The 19936-nt window shown below is 70.5% G+C and carries 17 protein-coding genes; 5 read left to right on the top strand and 12 right to left on the bottom strand.

What is annotated here, in order from left to right; translation table 11 throughout:
- Positions 1–31: 31 nt before the first annotated feature.
- Together rpsG and rpsL are read right to left on the bottom strand one after the other, a co-directional pair.
- The gene (gene rpsG / locus QM809_RS07585) at positions 32–502 is read right to left on the bottom strand and encodes a 30S ribosomal protein S7 (RefSeq protein WP_105943289.1); all 471 of its coding nucleotides are present in this window, start codon (positions 500–502) and stop codon (positions 32–34) included.
- Positions 503–508: 6 nt separating this feature from the next.
- Positions 509–880 (bottom strand): 30S ribosomal protein S12, encoded by a 372-nt coding sequence (gene rpsL / locus QM809_RS07580; protein ID WP_183370052.1) that lies wholly within the window; start codon positions 878–880, stop codon positions 509–511.
- A gap of 351 nt (positions 881–1231) precedes the next feature.
- Here rpsL and QM809_RS07575 point away from each other — a divergent pair, with 351 nt between their 5' ends.
- From QM809_RS07575 to QM809_RS07565, 3 genes are all read left to right on the top strand, one after another.
- A complete protein-coding gene (locus QM809_RS07575) occupies positions 1232–2464 on the top strand; it encodes a CynX/NimT family MFS transporter (protein ID WP_415045190.1) in 1233 nt (410 codons plus the stop codon).
- A gap of 289 nt (positions 2465–2753) precedes the next feature.
- Entirely contained in the window at positions 2754–4364 is a 1611-nt protein-coding gene (locus QM809_RS07570) for a sigma-54-dependent Fis family transcriptional regulator (protein WP_415045189.1), read from the top strand.
- Positions 4365–4635: 271 nt separating this feature from the next.
- Complete coding sequence (locus QM809_RS07565; protein ID WP_415045188.1) at positions 4636–5757, top strand: NDMA-dependent alcohol dehydrogenase; 1122 nt, start codon at positions 4636–4638, stop codon at positions 5755–5757.
- A gap of 251 nt (positions 5758–6008) precedes the next feature.
- Here QM809_RS07565 and QM809_RS07560 read toward each other — a convergent pair whose 3' ends face one another.
- On the bottom strand, positions 6009–6890 hold the full coding sequence (locus tag QM809_RS07560) for an exodeoxyribonuclease III (RefSeq protein ID WP_415045187.1): 882 nt from the start codon (positions 6888–6890) through the stop codon (positions 6009–6011).
- Between the two features lie 57 nt (positions 6891–6947).
- Between QM809_RS07560 and QM809_RS07555 the strand changes: the two genes are divergently transcribed.
- A complete protein-coding gene (locus tag QM809_RS07555) occupies positions 6948–7763 on the top strand; it encodes a DUF4253 domain-containing protein (RefSeq protein WP_415045186.1) in 816 nt (271 codons plus the stop codon).
- Positions 7764–7787: 24 nt separating this feature from the next.
- Here QM809_RS07555 and QM809_RS07550 read toward each other — a convergent pair whose 3' ends face one another.
- From QM809_RS07550 to QM809_RS07510, 9 genes are all read right to left on the bottom strand, one after another.
- A complete protein-coding gene (locus tag QM809_RS07550; protein ID WP_415045185.1) occupies positions 7788–8399 on the bottom strand; it encodes a TetR family transcriptional regulator in 612 nt (203 codons plus the stop codon).
- Positions 8396–9190 (bottom strand): enoyl-CoA hydratase family protein, encoded by a 795-nt coding sequence (locus QM809_RS07545; protein ID WP_415045184.1) that lies wholly within the window; start codon positions 9188–9190, stop codon positions 8396–8398. Before QM809_RS07545 ends, QM809_RS07550 begins: the two co-directional genes overlap by 4 nt.
- 8 nt (positions 9191–9198) lie before the next feature.
- Positions 9199–10371, bottom strand: coding sequence for an acyl-CoA dehydrogenase family protein (locus tag QM809_RS07540; RefSeq protein WP_415045183.1), 1173 nt, complete (start codon positions 10369–10371; stop codon positions 9199–9201).
- 11 nt (positions 10372–10382) lie between these two features.
- The gene (locus tag QM809_RS07535) at positions 10383–12341 is read right to left on the bottom strand and encodes an acetyl/propionyl/methylcrotonyl-CoA carboxylase subunit alpha (protein ID WP_415045182.1); all 1959 of its coding nucleotides are present in this window, start codon (positions 12339–12341) and stop codon (positions 10383–10385) included.
- A gap of 164 nt (positions 12342–12505) precedes the next feature.
- The gene (locus QM809_RS07530; protein ID WP_415045181.1) at positions 12506–14107 is read right to left on the bottom strand and encodes an acyl-CoA carboxylase subunit beta; all 1602 of its coding nucleotides are present in this window, start codon (positions 14105–14107) and stop codon (positions 12506–12508) included.
- Complete coding sequence (locus QM809_RS07525) at positions 14104–15264, bottom strand: acyl-CoA dehydrogenase family protein (protein ID WP_415045180.1); 1161 nt, start codon at positions 15262–15264, stop codon at positions 14104–14106. The genes QM809_RS07530 and QM809_RS07525 overlap by 4 nt, the downstream gene beginning before the upstream one ends.
- Positions 15265–15292: 28 nt before the next feature.
- The gene (locus QM809_RS07520) at positions 15293–16987 is read right to left on the bottom strand and encodes an acyclic terpene utilization AtuA family protein (protein ID WP_415045179.1); all 1695 of its coding nucleotides are present in this window, start codon (positions 16985–16987) and stop codon (positions 15293–15295) included.
- Between the two features lie 84 nt (positions 16988–17071).
- Positions 17072–17860 carry a TIGR03084 family metal-binding protein gene (locus tag QM809_RS07515; protein ID WP_415045178.1) on the bottom strand — a complete coding sequence of 263 codons (789 nt, stop codon included), beginning with the start codon at positions 17858–17860 and terminating at the stop codon, positions 17072–17074.
- Positions 17861–17974: 114 nt separating this feature from the next.
- A complete protein-coding gene (locus tag QM809_RS07510; RefSeq protein ID WP_415045177.1) occupies positions 17975–18847 on the bottom strand; it encodes a hotdog domain-containing protein in 873 nt (290 codons plus the stop codon).
- A gap of 118 nt (positions 18848–18965) precedes the next feature.
- On the opposite strand from QM809_RS07510, the gene QM809_RS07505 reads away from it, so the two are divergent.
- A complete protein-coding gene (locus tag QM809_RS07505) occupies positions 18966–19913 on the top strand; it encodes an amidohydrolase family protein (RefSeq protein WP_415045176.1) in 948 nt (315 codons plus the stop codon).
- Positions 19914–19936: the final 23 nt, after the last annotated feature.

Below are 19936 nucleotides of genomic sequence, written 5' to 3'. Positions count from 1 at the left end.
CGGCCGGAGAGCCGGTCTCACGCAGGGGGCATCACCAGCGGTAGTGAGCGAAGGCGCGGTTGGCCTCGGCCATCTTGTGGGTGTCCTCGCGACGCTTGACGGAGGCGCCCAGGCCGTTCGAGGCGTCCAGCAGCTCGTTGGCGAGACGCTCGACCATGGTCTTCTCACGACGCTGCCGGCTGAAGGTCACCAGCCAGCGCAGGGCCAGCGTGTTGGCGCGGCCCGGCTTGACCTCGATCGGCACCTGGTAGGTGGCGCCACCGACGCGGCGGCTCTTGACCTCGAGGGTCGGCTTGACGTTGTCCAGCGCGCGCTTGAGGGTGATGACCGGATCGGTGCCGGTCTTCTCGCGGGTGGCCTCGAGGGCCTCGTACACGATGCGCTCGGCGGTCGACTTCTTGCCGTCCAGCAGGATCTTGTTGACCAGCTGGGTCACCAGGGTCGAGCCGTAGACCGGGTCGTTGACGAGGGGGCGCTTGGGAGCGGGTCCTTTACGTGGCATGACTTATCAGTTCCCCTTCTTGGCGCCGTAACGGCTGCGAGCCTGCTTGCGGTCCTTGACACCCTGGGTGTCGAGCGAGCCGCGGATGATGCGGTAACGAACACCGGGCAGGTCCTTCACACGACCGCCGCGGACGAGCACCATCGAGTGCTCCTGGAGGTTGTGACCCTCGCCCGGGATGTAAGCGGTGACCTCGACGCCGCTGGTGAGGCGCACACGGGCGACCTTACGCAGAGCGGAGTTCGGCTTCTTCGGCGTGGTGGTGTACACGCGGGTGCACACGCCGCGACGCTGCGGGCTTCCCTTGAGGGCTGCGGTCTTCTTGATCGAAGCCTTGTCCTTGCGGCCCTTGCGGACCAGCTGATTGATAGTTGGCACTGAGTTCTTTCTCCTCATCGGCCGGCTCCATGCCGACCGTATTCGTCTGTCGCGGTTTGTGCTCCGGGCAGGCCTTCCGGTACCGCTTCCGCAGCCCCGGAGACTTCCGCAACTCGCCCCACCAAGGAAAACCCCTGGTCAGTGGAAGATCGTGCACCCGCTGTCGGGCGTGTCGCACGAGGTAGGCTCTCCCACGATTCACCTGCGGTTCACCGGCTCGCCGGACGTTCCGCAGGCAGCATCCAGACACGCCGGACACCAGCCATCAACTCTACCGGCCGATTCTTATGCGGTCAAAACCATTGACAACCCGTGAAAACGGTTGGCTCGACCGCCCCGACTCCTGCCACCATGACGGCCGTGCCCGAATCCCCCGCCACCGTCCGATCCCCGCGTCCGACCCTGCGCACGAGCGCCCCGTGGCTGGTCCTGACGGCCGTACTGATCTTCTCGCTGTCGCTGCGCGCGGCGGTCACGTCGCTGACCCCGCTGCTCGGGCGGATCGGCGACGATCTGAGCTTCGGCCACACCCTGACCGGCCTGATCGCCATGCTGCCGACGTTCTTCTTCGGCGTCGCGGGACTGACCGGCCCCGCACTCGGAAGGCGTTTCGGCCTGGAGACGACGACGCTCGTCGCGGTGGCGCTGACCGCGGCCGGCACCGGTCTGCGCGGACTCTCCGACTCCGCCGGAGCCCTCCTGGCCTGGTCCGCGCTCGCACTGATCGGCATGGGCCTGGGCAACATCCTCATCCCACCGCTGGTGAAGCGCTACTTCCCCGGCCGGATCGCGTCGATCAGCACGGTGTACATCCTGGGCGTCCAGTTCGGGACGACGATCCCGGCCGCGCTGGCGGTGCCCGCCGCGGATGCGGTGGGCTGGCGGACCGCGCTCGCGGTGTGGGCGCTGATCCCGCTCGCGGCGCTCCTCCCGTGGCTCGTCGTCGCACGACGTCGTCGGGCCGACGCGGCGACCGAGACCGCCCCGCCCCGCCTGCCGGTGTGGCGTTCGCCGCTCGGCTGGGGCCTGGTCCTGCAGTTCGGGATGACGTCGCTGACCACCTACGCGCTGTTCGCCTGGACGCCGACGGTGATCACCGAGGCCGGCGGCAGCGAACTGCTCGGCGGGACGACGGTGGCCGTGTTCTCGGGCATCGGGTTCCTCGCCACCTTCGTCGCCCCGTGGCTGTGCATCCGCTTCACCGACCCGTTCGGCTTCATCGCGTTCTTCGCGGCCTGCATGTTCGCCGGACTGGCCGGGCTGCGCTGGGCGCCCCTGGACCACACGATGCTGTGGGCCGTGCTGACCGGGCTCGGGGCCAGCGTCTTCCCGATGTCGTTGACGCTGATCAACGTGCGCACCCGCACCAGTGCGGGCTCCGCGTCGCTCTCCGGCTTCGGCCAGGGCGTCGGCTATCTGATCGCCTGCGCCGGACCGCTCCTGTTCGGAATCCTCCACGAGACCACCGGCGGGTGGGACGCCCCGTTCGCCATGCTGGCGGCCGCGACGGCGGCGATGGCGGTGGGCGGCTGGATCCTGTGCCGGCCGAGACACCTCGAAGACACGCTCGGCGAGGCGATCTGACAAGGCTTCGTGTCCAGGTGTCCAGATCTTGAACACCCGACCCCCTTGCCCGCGTGCGATAGTGGAGTCAGCTCAGAGACCAAAGCCCCTGGCTCCGAGCGAACCGATCTGCATGGATCCCCCAGACTGCACTTCGCGGCGCTGCCCGCTCGCGCGCTACGAAGTGTCTTGCAAGCCCACCGGCCGCATTCCCCCCGACTCGGCCGGTGGGCTTGTTCCAACTCCGGGGTCTCCGCCGCCGTCGAACGATCGGTGGAATACCTGCTGTCATCCGTGCCACAGTGGTCACATGGCTTTCCCGCTTCCGGAACGACCGGTCATCGCCGCCTCCTGGAAGCGCGTCCGGAACACCGGACTGCAGCCGGACGACCGGCCCGATCCGACCCTGCACGACGTCTCCGGGGCCGACCCGCTGCTGGATGCCGCCCGCCCCGTCCTGGCCCGCGCCGCCGAGATGCTGCACGGCACCCAGACCGCGCTGCTGCTGGTCGATCACGCCAGCCGGATGGTGACCCGCGTCTGCGCGGACGGCACCCTGGAACGCAGTCTGACCGATTCGGGGGCCGTGGCCGGCGCCGACTTCACCGAGTCCGCGATGGGGACCACCGCCCTCGGGACCACCGCCGAGGTCCGCGGCGACCTGACGATCAACAGTTCCGAGCACTATCTGGAGCAGTTCCGTGCGCTCAGCTGTTTCGGTCGGCCGATCATCCATCCGGGCACCCGACGGGTGGCGGGAATCCTGTGCATGACCGAGATGGCCGAGCAGGTGAACCCCCTCTCCGTGCCGCTGGTCCGCGGGATCGCGCACGACATCGGCGAACGGCTCCTCACCCGCAGCCACTCCGACCACCGCATGGTGATCTCGGCCTTCGAGTACGCCGCCGACCGTCGTGACGTGGCCGTCGCCGCCCTCGGCGACGACCTCCAGCTCACCAACTCGCTGGCCGCCCAGCTGCTCTCCCCCGCCGACTTCGGCACCCTGCGACTCCTGCTCGACGAACCGCGGCTGCCCCCGTCCATCACCCTGGTCTCCGGCGTGGTGGTCGACATCGCCACCGACAAGGTGCCGTCGGTCCGACACGCCGCGGTGTTCCGGCTACGACCGCATCTGGAGCCCCTCGCCCCCTCCGTCCCGGCCGCACCGCGGGCCGTCGCGACCGCCCGCACCGTCGCCGTCAGCGGCGAACCCGGAACCGGACGCACCACCCGGGCGTTCACCGTGATCCCCCGCGAGGACGCGATCGTGATCGACGTCCCGACGGCCCTGCTGAACGACGATCCCGTCGACCTCCCCGCGGCCCTGCGCGAGGCCCGCTCCGCAGGCCGCGGGGTGGTGATCGACGGCGCCGACCTGCTCGACGAGCGGCGCATGCGACTGCTGCAGTCCGCCGTCACCTCCCGCCTGCCCGCCGAGCCGCCCCTGGTGGTGGTGACCGGGCCGTCCGACGCCCTGGCGCCCAGCGCCTCCGCACTGATCGCCCGCTGCCGCGAACAGATCACGCTGCCCCCGCTGCGCCACCGGACCACCGAGATCGCCGCGCTCTGCCAGGAGGCGCTGCACGCGCGGACACCGCCGATGGAACTCGCCGCGGATGCCGCGAACGCTCTCGCCTCCCAGGAGTGGCCGGGCAATCTGAGCGAACTGATGATGGTGCTCGGCGACGCGGCACGCACCGCCCGGACCCGGGGGACCCGCACCGTGACCCTCGCGGAGTTGCCCGCCCGGTACCGCACCCCCTCGCGCGCCTCCCGGCTCCTGGGCCTGGAGCAGGCCGAGCGTCGCGCGATCGTCGACGCCCTCGACGCCGCCGACGGCAACAAGAGCCATGCGGCCAAGAGTCTCGGCATCAGCCGGACCACGCTGTACGCGCGGATGCGCTCGTTCGGGATCCACTGAACCGGGATCACCCGCCCGGCGACGGAGCGGGCACTGTCCACCGCTGTCCACTCGGGCTGTCCAGATTCCATACAGGTCGCACATCACATCTCATGCGGATAATGAGATGTGTCACACAGACGACGCGTGTCGCATAGCGTGGATCTCGACACCGGATAGACCCGAGCGACGAGGGCGGACTCGACGGCCTCCACGGCGAAGTCGACGCCCTCGTCCCGCGTCACCGCACACCCGCTTCACCTGCTCGCCGACCGACGAAGGAGTCACCCCCATGAAGACCAAAGCCGCCGTACTGCTCGGACCGGGCCAACCGTTCGAGATCATGGAACTGGAGCTCGATCCGCCCCGCGACGGCGAGGTGCTGATCAAGTACACCGCCGCCGGCCTGTGCCACTCGGATCTGCACCTGACCGACGGCGACCTGCCTCCGCGCTTCCCGATCGTCGGCGGCCACGAGGGCTCGGGAATCATCCAGGAGGTGGGCCCGGGCGTGACCAAGGTGAAGCCGGGCGACCACGTGGTGTGCAGCTTCATCCCGAACTGCGGCACCTGTCGCTACTGCTCCACCGGCCGCCAGAACCTGTGCGACATGGGCGCCACCATCCTCGAGGGCTCCATGCCCGACGGCTCGTTCCGTTTCCACGGACCGGACGGCCAGGACTTCGGCGCGATGTGCATGCTCGGCACCTTCTCCGAGTACGCGACCATCTCCCAGCACTCGGTGGTGAAGGTGGACGACTGGCTGCCGCTGGAGACCGCCGTGCTCGTCGGCTGCGGCGTGCCGTCCGGCTGGGGCACCGCCACCGCCGAGAGCGCGGGCAACCTGCGCCCCGGCGACACCGCGGTGATCTACGGCATCGGCGGCCTGGGCATCAACGCCGTCCAGGGCGCGGTGGCCGCGGGCTGCAAGTACGTCGTGGTGGTCGACCCGGTCGACATGAAGCGCGACGCGGCCGTCAAATTCGGCGCGACCCACGCCTTCGCGACCGCCGAGGAGGCCCAGACCAAGGTCACCGAGCTCACCTGGGGTCAGGGTGCGGACGCCGCGCTGATCCTGGTCGGCACGGTCGACGAGGCCGTCGTCTCCGCGGCCACCGCGGTGATCGGCAAGGGCGGCAAGGTGGTCATCACCGGTCTCGCCGCACCGGACAAGCTGACCGTCCACGTCTCCGGCGCCGACCTGACGCTGAACCAGAAGACCATCATGGGCACCCTGTTCGGTTCGATGAACCCGCAGTACGACATCGTCCGACTGCTCCGCATGTACGACGCCGGTGAACTCAAGCTCGACGAGCTGGTCACCACCCGCTACACCCTGGACACCATCAACCAGGGCTACGAGGACCTCCGCAACGGCGTCAACCTGCGCGGCGTGCTCGATCACGCGCAGTAGACGAACCGGAGCAGACGAACCACCGCCTCCGGACGAGGGAGCGAAGGAAGCCGGGACCCGCGCGGGTCCCGGCTTCCTTCGTCGGGGGATCCGCACTCCGTCCATCGCGCACCCGTCTCGGGAAGGGTGGCTTCGACACGATCTCGTCACTGCGTTCCTCGATCGGCTCAGCCGACGGCACCGGTACGTCACATCCGACGGCTGAGCCGCACCGCGAACGAAGTGAGCGGCGCGTGTCGAAGCCCCGGCCCTCAGTCGGAGAGGTGCGGGAGCTTCACCGAACCCGGCTTCACCTTCGCCGGGCGGGACGGCGGCGGCACCATCGGCCCGCAGTTCCCGTCGGGGGCGTCGTCGAAGTCGACGATCATCGGTGCGTGGTCGCTGGGTTTGGTGCCCTTGCGCGCCGCGCGATCGGTCCACGCGGCCTGCACCCGCTCGGCGAGCGGAGTGCCGGCGACGATCAGGTCGATCCGGATGCCCAGGTCGCGATGGAACATGCCGCCGCGGTAGTCCCAGTAGGTGTAGACGCGGGCGTCGGGCCAGTGGTCGCGCTGGACGTCGTGCATGCCGAGCGCCAGCAGCGCCTCCAGTTCACCGCGTTCGGCGTCGGTCACGTGGGTCTGGCCGACGAAGGCCGTCGGATCGAACGAGTCGGCATCGGCGGGCATGATGTTGAAGTCGCCGCAGACCATGGTGTTCGCGGCGTCGGGCTCGACGGCCGCACGCAGTTTCGCCAGCCAGTCGAGTTTGTAGACGTAGTGGTCGGAGTCCACCGCGCGGCCGTTCGGCACGTACACCGACCAGATGCGGGCGCCGCCGCACACCGCCGAGATCGCGCGGCCCTCCGGCGGCGCGGCCGGATCCGGGAACCCGGGTGCGTCGGGGAAGGCGATCCGCACGTCGTCGAGCCCGACCCTGCTGAGCAGGGCGACACCGTTCCACTGCCCCTGCCCGGCGTGCGCGAACTCGTATCCGCGCGCCGCGAGTTCGTCGCCGAGTTCGGCGGCGAACACCTCGTCGGACACCTTGGTCTCCTGCAGGCAGACCACGTCGGGCTTCCGCTCGTCCAGCCAGGGCAGCAGTCGCGGGATCCGCTGCTTCACCGAGTTCACATTCCAGGTCGCCACACGCATGACGCCCAGCCTATCGACGCACCCGGCGATGTCGTACCCCGCACATAGGGTCTGGGCATGTTCACCGCGACTCCCGGATCTCTGCCCGCCGACGGAACACCCGTACTCGCCGACGTCTCGCTGCCGCCGGGCCGTCGTATCGCCCCCGAGGAGTCCCCGGACACGCCCGTCGCGTGGATCTCGTCGGCGGTGCTGCCCGCCGACGAGATCACCGCCCTGGTGCGCGCACTGATCGCCGCCTTCCCGATCACCGGCGTGTGGCCGATGCACGCGCAGGGGCTGGGACACACCGCGGACGACCTCGACCGGCCGTGGTTCGACGGCGAGTTCGACGGCCCCGACGACCGCACGTTCACCGCGCAGCAGGTGCTCGACGGCTCGTTCCGCGGCGACCTGTACGACGCTCTCGACGAGGACGACGAGTTCGAGCCGGAACTCCGGTTCACCGTTCTCGCCGACGCCGTCGACGGGCCCGACGCCGATCCCGCCGAGATCGGGTTTGACGAACCCGGTGCGCTGCTCCTGGTCCCGGCGGACCGTCCGGCGAACACGGTGAGGGAGCTCGGCTGGTACGGCCCGGCCAACCACGACCTCGTCGGCGAACCGGTCTCGGCCGTCCTGCGCTCGTGGGAGGACCGCTTCGGTGCGCTGCCGATCGCGATCGCCTTCGACACCCTCACACTGTTCGTGCCGCGGCCTCCGCGCCGCTCCGAGGAGGGCGCGAACGACGGGGGCGCGAACGACGACCGGCTCCGGCTCCTCGCCGCGGAGCACTACGCCTTCTGCCCCGACAACATCGATCAGGGCCTGGCGGCCGACGACTACATCGAGGGCCTGAACACCTGGACCCACTGGGCGTTCTGGTGGGACTGAGGAGTCCCGCCCGGGGACGGGCGTCTACGTTCTCGCCGGCAGCGCGGATTTGACCTGTTCGACCCACGCGGCGGTGACCCGTCCGCGGCGCGCCGAGTCGTCGGACAGCGTGTCGGCCAGTCCGAGTCCGCGCGCCAGGTCCAGGGTCAGCTGAGCCAGCCGGTGCGCCTCCCGGCCGTGCTCCCCCGCCGGGTCCAGCCCCTGCACCGTCATCCGGTGCGCCGCCCGGGCGAGCTTGGCCTCCAGCGGCAGGATCGCCTCGCGCAGATGCGCGTCGGAGGCCGCGGCGGCCCACACCTGCAGGGCGGCCTTGAACTGCTTCCCCACGTAGATCGACACGGCCCGTTCGACGACGAGGTCGATCCGCTCGGGCCCGTCCGGAAGGTTCTCGACGGTCTCGGCCGCGCCCTCGGTCATCTCCTGGAACATCGCCTCCAGCACCGCGGTGATCAGGTCCTCCCGGGTCGGGAAGTGGTGCTGCGCGGCCCCGCGCGAGACCCCCGCCGCCGCCGCGACGGCGCCGATCGTCGTGGCCGCCCACCCGCGGGAGGCCAGCATGTCGACGGTCGCCGCCAGCAGGCGCTCGCGCGTCTCACGCGAGCGCTGCTGCCGGGGCTCCCGGTCAGAGGCGGTCATTCCGCGCTCGCGTCCCAGGACGGCTTCTGCTTGGACAGGAACGCGAGCATGCCCTCGCGCGCCTCCTCGGAGCCGAACAGGGCCAGCGACTCGGCCACGCGGGCGGCGGCCGCCTCGTCGAACCCGTCGAGCAGGCCCGCCGTGGTGAGCCGTTTGGAGGCGGCCAGCCCCTGCGGGGACGCCTTGCGGACGCCCTCCAGGATCGCGTGCAGTTCGGCATCGAGCGCTTCGGAGCTCTCGGGCGCCGCCGTGATCAGTCCGGTCCGCACCGCGGTGGCGGCGTCGAACCTCTCGCCGGTGAGGAAGTAGCGGCCCACGGCGCGGGCGGTCATCTTCGGCAGCAGGACCACCGAGATGATCGACGGAGCCAGTCCCAGCCTCGACTCGGTGAGGGCGAACGTCGACCGCGGGCCGGCCAGCGCGATGTCCGCCGCACCGACCAGACCGAATCCGCCGGCCCGCACGTTGCCGTCGATCTTGGCGATCACCGGTTTGGGCATCTCCAGGAACGACTTGATCAGCCCGGACATCACCCCGCCGACCTCGCGTGTCGCCTCCTCCGGGGTGAGTCCGCGTTTCAGGGCCTCCCCCAGGTCGGCGCCCGCGCAGAAGGTGCCGCCGGTGTGCGTCAGCACCACGGCGCGCACCGCGTCGTCGGCCGCGGCCGCGGCCATCGCCTCGCTCAGCTGCGCCACCAGCGTCGAGCTCAACGCGTTCCGGTTGGTCGGCGAGTCGAGTGTGACGGTGGTGACGGCCGCCGTCGTCTCCGTCCGTACCAGGATGTCGGTCATGGCGGCCCTCAGTACGACTTCGGCAGACCGAGGCTGGTCTGGGCGACGAAGTTCAGGATCATCTCGCGGCTGACCGGGGCGATCCGCATGATGCGCACCAGGCCGAGCATGGGGGCGATGCCGTATTCACTGGTCAGGCCGTTGCCGCCCAGGGTGTGCACGGCCTGATCGACCGCCTTCACCGCGGTCTCGGCGGCCAGGTACTTGCCCATGTTGGCCGGTTCGGCGGCACCCCAGTCGTCACCGGCGTCGTACAGGGTGGCGGCCTTCTGCAGCAGCAGCTTCGCCGCCTCCAACTCGATCTTGATCTGGGCCAGCGGGTGCGCGATGCCCTGGTGCGTGCCGATCGGCGCCTTCCAGACCGTCCGGTCGGAGGCGTACTCGACAGCGCGGCCGAGCGCGTAACGCGCGGTGCCGACCGCCGACGCGGTCGCCATGATGCGCTCCGGGTTGAGACCGGCGAACAGCTGGGAGAGCGCGGCGTCCTCCTGTCCGACCAGAGCGTGCGACGGCAGGCGGACGTCGTCGAAGAACAGGGTGAACTGCTTCTCCGGGTTCATCAACTCCATGTCGATCTGCTGCGCGGTGAACCCCTCGGCATCGGTCGGCACGATGAAGAGCACCGGCTTCAGCCTGCCGGTCTTGGCGTCCTCGGTGCGCGAGACGATCAGCACCGCTTCGGCCTGGTCCACCCCGGAGATGAACACCTTCTGACCGGACAGGATCCAGTCGTCACCGTCGCGCCGGGCGGTGGTGGTGATCATGTGCGAGTTGGACCCGGCGTCCGGTTCGGTGATGCCGAAGGCCATGGTCCGGGTGCCGTCGGCCAGGCCCGGCAGCCAGTCCCGCTTCTGCTCCTCGGTGCCGAAGCGGGCGATGATGTTGCCGCAGATGGCCGGCGAGACCACCAGCATCAGCAGGCCGGTGCCGGAGGCGGCGAGTTCTTCCATGACGATGGCCAGCTCGTACATGCCGGCACCTCCGCCGCCGTACTCCTCAGGCAGGTTGACGCCGATGAAGCCCAGCTCACCGGCCTCCTTCCACAGTTCGTCGGTCTTCTTGCCGTTCTTGGCGCAGTCCCGGAAGTACGGTGCGCCGTACTTGGCGCCGAGGGCCTGCACGGCCTTGCGGAGCTCCTGCCGTTCGGTGGACTCGACGAAGGGGTTGACGGTGTCGGTCATGGGCGTGGTCCTCACTGGTCTTCGGTTTCTTCTTCGGATTCGATGACGGCGAGGACGTCGCCCACCGCCAGCTGACGGCCTTCTTCGACGCCGAGCACGGCGACGACCCCGTCTGCCGGAGCGCTGATGGTGTGCTCCATCTTCATGGCTTCGAGCCACAGCAGCGGCTGCCCCGCGGTCACCCGGTCGCCCACCGCGACGGCCACCCGGATCACCGATCCGGGCATCGGGGCCAGCAACGATCCGGGGCGTTCGACGGTCGACGGATCGACGTAGCGCGGCACCCGGGTGAAGGCCACCGAGGCGCCGGGCCGGTCCACGTAGACGCGGTCGTCATCCACCGTCACCCGGTAGCGGCGGGCCACGCCGTCGACGGTGACGACCACCTCCTCCGGGCTCACCGACTCGACGACGGTGTTCTCCAGGTCGGGCAGCTGCACGCCGCCGGCGCGGTCGAAGCGGTAGCGGACCTCGATCTCGTCGTCGCCCGCACCGCTCCTCGCCCCCGCCGAGAGGAGGTAGCTCTTGGTCTGGAACTGCGACGCCAGGTTGCGCCAGCCCGACGGCAGCGCGCCGACGACGCTCGCGGACGCCCGGTTCCGCGCCGCCTGGGCGAGCGCGGCCGCGGCGGCGGCCGTCTTCACCTCGTCGGCTCCGGCCAACGGCGCCGACAGGACGTCGAGGCCGACGGTGTCCAGGTAGGCGGTGTCGGTGTCGCCGGAGAGGAACCGCGGCTCCCGCAGGGTGTTGACCAGCATGTCCCGATTGGTCACCAGACCGTGGATCGTGGCATCGGCCAGGGCGCGCGCCAGCATGGCGGCCGCCCGCGGACGACTCGGGCCCCACGAGATCACCTTGGCGAGCATCGGGTCGTAGTAGGTGGAGATCTCGCTGCCGTCGGCGATGCCCGAGTCGACGCGGACGCCCGGACGGTCGAGCAGCCCGAATCGGACGTCGGCGGGCAGCTCGATCCGACTGACCGTGCCCGACTGCGGCTGCCAGTCGTTGGCGGGGTCCTCCGCGTACAGCCGTACCTCGATCGAGTGTCCGTGCGCGGTCGGTTCGGGGCCGTCGAGCGGTTCTCCCATCGCCACGCGCAGCTGCCACTCCACCAGGTCGACGCCGGTGGTCAGCTCGGTGACCGGGTGCTCCACCTGCAGACGGGTGTTGGTCTCCAGGAAGAAGAACCGGCCGTCGTGATCGGCCAGGAACTCGACGGTGCCCGCACCCTCGTAACCGATCGACGACGCCGCGGTGCGCGCCGCGTCGTACAGGGCCGTGCGCATCTCCTCGCCGATCCGCTCGACGAGCGGTGCGGGGGCCTCCTCGATCACCTTCTGGTGGCGGCGCTGGATGGAGCATTCGCGCTCGCCGACCGCCCACACGGTGCCGTGCCGGTCGGCCATCACCTGGACCTCGATGTGGTGGCCCGACTCGATGTACGGTTCGCAGAACACGGTGGGGTCGCCGAACGCCGATTCGGCCTCGCGCCGGGCGGCGGCCACCTCGTCGTCGAGGTCCTTCAGAGCACGGACGATGCGCATGCCGCGCCCGCCGCCGCCCGCGGAGGCCTTGATGAGCAGCGGCAGATCGCCGGCGGTGACCTGCGCCGGGTCCAGATCGGTCAGGACCGGGACGCCCGCGGCCGCCATGGCCGACTTCGCGTTGATCTTGGAGCCCATCGCCACGATCGACGACGGCGGCGGCCCGATCCAGACCAGGCCCGCGTCCTGCACGGCCTGCGCGAACTCGGCGTTCTCGGACAGGAAGCCGTAACCCGGGTGGACGGCGTCGGCGCCCGCGGCCTGCGCCGCCGCGATCACCGCGTCACCGCGCAGGTAGGTCTCCGCCGACGTCGCACCGGGCAGGCGGACGGCCGCATCGGCCTGTTTCACGTGCGGGGCGTCGGCGTCCGGATCGGAGTAGACGGCGACGGTCGAGATGCCCATCGCGGCGCAGGTGGCGAACACCCGGCACGCGATCTCTCCGCGGTTGGCGACGAGGACCGACGTGATCCCCTTCGACGGGCTCAGGGGTCGGTCCGACGGGACCGGGGAGCGGTCCGAGGGGGGCTCGGGGGTCGGTCCGACGGAGCTCGGTGATCGGGGGGAAGTCTGCTCAGTCATCTGCTCACTCACATCCGGAAGACGCCGAAGTCGCTGTCGGCGCCCTGATAGTCGGCGCCCGCGATCGCGGACAGGGTCTGGCCGAGGATCGTGCGGGTGTCCCGGGGGTCGATCACGCCGTCGTCGTACAGCAGGCCCGACAGGAACATCGGCACCGACTCCGCCTCGATCTGCGCCTCCACCATCGCGCGCATGCCGGCGTCGGCCGCCTCGTCGACGGGCATGCCCTTGGCCTCGGCGGAGGCGCGCATCACGATCGAGATGACGCCCGCCAACTGCTGGGCGCCCATCACGGCGGATTTGGCGCTGGGCCAGGAGAACAGGAACCGCGGGTCGTAGGCGCGACCGCACATGCCGTAGTGACCGGCGCCGTAGGAGGCGCCCATCAGGACCGAGATGTGCGGCACCTTGGAGTTGGAGACCGCGTTGATCATCATCGCGCCGTGCTTGATGATGCCGCCCTGCTCGTACTCCTTGCCGACCATGTAGCCGGTGGTGTTGTGCAGGAACAGCAGCGGGGTGTGCGACCGGTTGGCCAGCTGGATGAACTGGGTGGCCTTCTGCGATTCGGCGCTGAACAGCACGCCCTGCGCGTTGGCCAGGATGCCGACCGGGTAGCCGTGGATGCGGGCCCAGCCGGTGCACAGCGAGTTGCCGTACTCGGGCTTGAACTCGTCGAAGTCGCTGTCGTCGACGATGCGGGCGATCACCTCGCGCGGATCGAACGGGGTCTTCAGATCCGGCGGCACGATGCCCAGGAGTTCCTCGGCGTCGTACCGCGGTGCGATGCTCTCCGCGACCGGGCCCGGGCCCTGCTTCTTCCAGTTCAGCCGTTTGACGATGCTGCGGCCGATCCGGATGGCGTCCTGCTCGTCCTCGGCGAGGTGGTCGGCCAGACCGGAGACGCGGGCGTGCATCTCGGCGCCGCCCAGCTCCTCGTCGGTGCTCTCCTCGCCGGTGGCCATCTTGACCAGCGGCGGACCGCCGAGGAACACCTTGGAGCGTTCCTTGATCATGACGACGTGATCGCTCATGCCGGGGATGTAGGCGCCGCCGGCGGTGGAGTTGCCGAACACCAGCGAGACGGTCGGGATGCCCGCCGCGGACAGCCGGGTGAGGTCGCGGAAGGTCCGGCCGCCCGGGACGAACACCTCCTTCTGCGTCGGCAGGTCGGCGCCGCCGGATTCGACCAGGGAGATCACCGGCAGCCGGTTCTCCATCGCGATGTCGTTGCAGCGCAGCGTCTTGCGCAGCGTCCACGGGTTGGACGAGCCGCCCTTGATGGTCGGATCGTTGGCGACGATCAGGCACTCGACGCCCTCCACGACGCCAATGCCGATGACCACCGACGCGCCCACCGGGAACTGCGAACCGTACGCCGCGAGCGGGCACAGTTCGAGGAACGGCGAGTCCTCGTCGACGAGGAGTTCGATGCGCTCGCGCGCGAGGAGCTTGCCGCGCTTCTTGTGCCGCGCCGTGTACTTCTCGCCGCCGCCGGCGAGCACCTTGCGGAACTGGACGTCGAGGTCGGCGAGTTTGGCGTTCATCGCCGCGACGTTGGCCGCGAACTCCGCCGAGTCCGGGTCGATCTTGCTCTTCAGAATCGTCATGACTGGTACCCCAGGACCTTCGCCGCCAGACCGGTGAGGATCTCGGTGGCGCCGCCGCCGATGCCGAGGATGCGGATGTCGCGGTACTGGCGTTCGATCTCCGACTCCCGCATGTAGCCCATGCCGCCGTGCAGCTGGACGCCCTTGTCGACGACCCATTCGGCGGTCTCCACGGCGGTGTTCTTGGCGAAACAGATCTCGGCCAGCATCGGGTCGCCGCGCCCGATGTGCCGTTCGACCACCGACCGGGTGTAGGTGCGCGCGACGTCGATCCTGCGGGCCATCTCGGTGACGGTGTCCTGGACGGACTGGCGCTTGATGAGCGGTCTGCCGAAGGTCTCCCGGTTGCGGACCCAGTCGAGGGTCAGGTCCAGCGAGCGCTGCGCCTGCGCGTAGGCCTGCACGGCGAGTGCGGCCCGCTCGGCGACGAAGGCCTGCGCGATCTGCGCGAAGCCGGAGTTCTCCGGTCCGATGAGGTTCTCGGCGGGCACCCGGCAGTCGACGAAGCTCAGTTCACCGGTGTCCGATGCGAGCCAGCCCATCTTCTCCAGTCGGCGATCCACCTGGAAGCCGGGCGTGCCCTTCTCGATGACGAGCAGGGAGACCCCGGCGGCGCCGTCGCCGCCGGTGCGGACCGCGGCGACGATGTGATCGGCGCGCACCGCCGAGGTGATGAAGGTCTTGGCGCCGTTGACGACGTAGTGGTCGCCGTCGCGCACGGCGGTGGTCCGCAGGTGCCCGACGTCGCTGCCGCCGCCGGGCTCGGTGATCGCCAGGCTGGAGATCTTGTCGCCGGCCAGGACCGGCTTCACCCACTTCTCGATCTGTTCGGCGGTGCCGTTGTTCGCGATGTGCGGGGTGGAGATCCCGCAGGTGAACAGGCTCGCGAAGACGCCGCCGGAGACGCCGCGATGGTGCAGCTCCTCGCAGACGACGAGGGCGTCGACGGCGTCGCCGCCGCTGCCGCCCTTCTCCTCGGGGGTGCCGAGACCGAGGAGGCCGAGGTCGCCGGCCTGTTTGTGCAGTTCGCGCGGGATCAGACCCGTGCGCTCCCACTCGTCCTGGTGCGGGAGGATGTGTTTCTCCGCGAAATCGGCGACCATCGCGCGCAGGTCGCGCCGCTGTTCGGAATCCCAGACGTCACTCGGGATGGGCATGGCATCGTGTCCTTTTCGTCGGGCTGGTTCAGAGGAACTGTTCGGGGATCGGGACGACGCGCGATCGCAGCCATTCGCCGAGCCCCTTGGCCTGCGGGTCGAAGCGGACCTGGTCGGCCACCCCGCGGCCGAGGATCCCCTCGATCACGAAGTTGACCGCGCGCAGATTCGGCAGGCGGTACCGCTTCACCTCCAGGCCGGCGGTCTCGGGCAGCAGTTCCCGGAGTCTGTCGGTGCTCAGGAAGGCGTCGAGCCAGGCGTACTCGTCGTCGCCGCGGGCCCAGAGGCCGACGTTGGCGCTGCCGCCCTTGTCACCGCTGCGGGAGCCGGCGATGCGGCCGAGCGGCACGTCCCGGGTGGGCCCCCAGTCGACGGTCGACGCCGGGGCGGGCGCATCGTCGTCGTACGTCGGAGCGGTGCGCAGGGGTGAGGGCTCGATCAGGACGGTGACCCCGTCGGGCTGGGTGACCCGATGCTCGACGAGGGCGGCGTCGACGTAGCCGGGTTCGAAGACCGCGTACGGCGCGCCGCCGCCGGGCGGCCCGGTGAGGGTGAAGCCCGGGTAGGTGGCGAGCGCGAGTTCCACGGCGGTGCCGGAGAACGCGCGGCCGACCTTGGCCGGATCGCCGTCGCGGCCGACGATGCGCAGCACCGCGCTGGCCTGCTCCTCGTCGTCGGCGTCGGGCCTGTCGTGCCGCACCAGGGTGAATTCGAGTTCGGCGGGCGGATCGGTCAGCGCGGCCCGGAACTGCGCCTCGAAGAGTTCGGCCTTGGCCTCGATGTCGAGGCCGGTCGCGATCACGGTGACCTCGTTGCGGAGGCCCGCGAGGTTGTTCAGCGACACCTTGAGCGTGTCCGGGGGCGCCTCGCCGACGGCCGTCGAGATCGCGACGCGGTCGGGGGCCTCCTGGGTCAGGTGCACCGAGTCCAGGCGCGCGGTGACGTCGGGGTTGAGGTAGCGCGGTCCGGAGACCTCGTAGAGCAGCTGCGAGGTGACGGTGCCGACGGTCACGGCGCCGCCGGTGCCCTCGTGTTTGGTGATCACCGACGACCCGTCCGGATGCATCTCGGCGATCGGGAAGCCGAGGTGCCCCATCGGGATCTCGGTGAAGAACGAGTAGTTGCCGCCGGTGGCCTGTGCGCCGCACTCGATCACGTGACCGGCCACCACGGCGCCGGCGAGGGCGTCGAGGTCGTCGTGGCCCCAGCCGAAGGCGGCGGCCGCCGGACCGACGGTGAGCGAGGCGTCGGTCACCCGGCCGGTCACCACCACGTCGGCGCCGCGCTGGAGCGCGGTCTTGATCCCGAAGCCGCCGAGATAGGCGTTGGCGGTGAGGGCCGGACCGAGGCCCACCCGGTCCAGGTCCTTGGCGAGGTCGTCACCGGAGACGAAGGCGATCTGCGCGTCCAGCCGCTGATCCGCGGCCAGTTCGCGCAGTGCGACGGCCAGTCCGTGCGGGTTCAGTCCGCCGGCGTTCACCACGATCTGCACGCCGCGGTCCAGCGCGAGGGCGAGGTTCTCCTTCATCTGGCGCAGGAAGGTCTTGGCATAGCCCGTGGTCGGGTCCTTCATCCGGTCCCGGCCGAGGATCAGCATGGTCAGCTCGGCGAGGTAGTCGCCGGTCAGGTAGTCCAGTTCACCGCCCTCGAGCATCTCCTGCACGGCGCTGAAGCGGTCGCCGTAGAAGCCGGAGGCGTTGCCGATGCGTACGACGTCGGTCATGGTGTCATCCCCTTGGTTGTGTCGGTCGCCCGAGTCCTCGCACCCGGGTGCGGGCGATGGACCGGGACGCGGCGGAGGAGCGTTTCAGGAGCCGAGCGGTGCGCGCCCGGCTCCGGGCGGTCCGGCGAAGGCCTGGGCGATACCCGCCCACGTGCGGGCGTCGTCGCCGATCAGCTCCACCGAGAGGTCGTCGAGATGACGGCGTTGGGTCACCAGCGCACAGAAGTCGGCGGCCGGGGCGCGCACGATGTCGGCGGCATCGTCGGGCCCCCACGTCCAGACGTCGCCGGACGGCGCCTTGATCTCCCAGCGGAACTCGGACTCGGGCGCCGGCAGCCGGTTCACCGTGTAGGCGAAGTTCCGGGTGCGGACGCCGAGGTGCACCACGTTGCGGATCCGGTCGTCGTCCTCGCGTTCCACGCCGAGGGCGTCGGCGACGTCCAGCCCGTGCGCCCAGGTCTCCATCAGGCGGGCGCCAACCATCGAGGGCGCCGACATCGGCGGACCGAACCACGGCAGCCTGGTGCCGTCGGGCACCGCGACGAGCGCGCCCGCGAGCTCGCCGCGAGTGCGGCGCCAGTCGGCGAGGATCTCCTCGGGCGCCCGCCGCGCCTCCGTCTCGGCCGCGGCGTCGACGAAGCCCAGCGGGTCGGTCCACGCCTGTTTCACCAGGTCGTCGAAGCCCTGTGCGTCGGTGACCGCGACGAACGACGTCCGATCGGTCCAGAGCAGGTGTCCGATCTGGTGCGCGATCGTCCAGCCGACGGCCGGGGTGGGCGTGGCCCACTGCTCCGGGGTCAACGGCGCGACCAGTGCGTCCAGCGATTCGGATTCCGCGTCGAGAGCGGAGACGAGTTCGTCCACGAGGGCCATGAGACGAGCCTCACACAGGATCCGTAAAAAATCAAGCATGCTTGCTTGTTTTTATGAAGGCGGCCGCCCGCACGCACGCGGTGCCGCGGCGTCAGCGGGCACCGGATCGGGCGCTCACACCGACTCGAACTGCGCCTCCGCCGTCGCATGCGCGAGGAGCACGTCGCCGTCGTACAGCTGCGCCTCGAAGACGCTCACCCGTCGACCGGTCTTGATCGGTCGCGCCCGCACCGTCACGGTGCGACCGTCCACCGCCGGCGAGCGCAGGAAGTCGATCGTGAACTCGGTCAGCTGGTAGCCGACCCCGGCCCGGGTGGTCGTCTCGGCGGCGAAGGAGAGCGCCTGCGCGACCGTCGAGGCGATCACCCCGCCGTGCATGGTCCCGAGGTAGTTGCCCATCCACGTCGCCGTGTCGACCTCCGTCACCAGTGCGTCGCCGTCCAGGCGGAGCCGGACGTCGAACAGGTCCGCCAGGGCGCCGCGCGGCGCCCGCCCGACGGCGATCGCCTCGACCAGTTCGCGGCCCGGGCCGCTGGGATCGTGCTCGGGGACCGGCGCGGCGGCCGCCGGGGAGACCGGTTCGGGCAGTCGGTCGAGTCCGCCGAGGTCGACGGGGTCGTGCCCGATCCGAACGCTCCGGGCGATGCCGATGCAGTAGAGCCGATCACCGCGGAGGGACACCGTGGACGCACCGGAATCGCCCTCGGCCAGGGCCGCCTCCGCGGAGCCGAGCACCTGTTCGTCGACGCGGGGACGCCCCTGCGCCGACATCGACAGACGCGCCTGGATGGTCGCTCCGGTCCCCGACCGGAAGAACGGCACGCCGCCGACGTCGTCGAACAGCACGGTGAGCGCGGGCAGGTCGATCAGGCCGCGGTGGTCGGTGAGTCCGGGGCCGAGCTGCTGCACCATCTCGGCTGGTCCGTCGCCGGGACGACGCCCCACGGCGAAGGCGGCGAACGGGTCACGGGGTACGGGAGGAGTCATGACCACAGTCCTATCAACCCGGTCTCCCCACCGGCCGCCCGGAGTGGACTAGGGTCCGCATCGTGAACCGCCTGCGACCTCCCGCCCCGCGGCCCGCCCCGTCGATCGGCGGCCGCTGATGTGCGACGACCGCTCCCCCGACCCGGCCGGCCCGCTCCCGACCGGCCCGGCCCCGTTCGGCGACGACGAGGCCGCCGCGGTCCGCGCCGTCGCCGCGCGGCTCGGGCTCGACGGCCTGATCGACGTGCACACCCACTTCATGCCCGAACGCGTCCTGGACAAGGTGTGGGCGTACTTCGATTCGGCGGGTCCGATGATCGGGCGTGAGTGGCCGATCACCTACCGCGCCGACGAGGACGCGCGAGTGGCGACGCTGCGCGCCTTCGGGGTGCGGACCTTCACCGCCATGCTCTATCCGCACCGGCCCGACATGGCCGCCTGGCTCAACGCGTGGGCCGCCGAGTTCGCCGCCCGCACCCCCGACTGCCTGCACACCGCCACGTTCTATCCCGAACCCGGTGCGGCGGAGTACGTCGCGAGTGCGATCGACTCGGGCGCGCGGGTGTTCAAATCGCACATCCAGGTGGGCGACTACTCGCCGCTGGACCCGCTGCTCGACGGCGTCTGGGGCGTGCTCGCCGAGGCGCGGGTCCCGATCGTGATCCACTGCGGGTCCGGGCCCGCCCCGGGACGCTTCACCGGCCCGGAGCCGATCCGGGCGCTGCTGCACCGGTTCCCGTCGCTCCCGCTGATCATCGCGCACATGGGCACCCCGGAGTACGCCGACTTCGTCGACCTGGCCGAACGCCACGACGCCGTGCACCTGGACACCACCATGAGCTTCACCGATTTCTCCGAACGCGACGCCCCCTACCCGACCGAACTGCTCCCCCGGCTCGCCGATCTGCGCGCGAAGACCCTGTTCGGCTCGGACTTCCCCAACATCCCCTACGGCTATCTCCACGCGTTGCAGGCCTGCGAGCGACTCGGCCTCGGCGACGACTGGCTCCGCGCGGTGCTGCACGACAACGCCGCCCGGCTCTTCGGTGTCCCCGCCGCTCCCTGAACCGCGCTGAAGCCGCACGCGAC

It is taken from the genome of Gordonia sp. (in: high G+C Gram-positive bacteria), assembly GCF_047600385.1.
GTDB lineage: Bacteria > Actinomycetota > Actinomycetes > Mycobacteriales > Mycobacteriaceae > Gordonia.
Note: the sequence above shows the minus strand (reverse complement) of the source record. Positions and strands in the feature narration are given on the sequence as shown.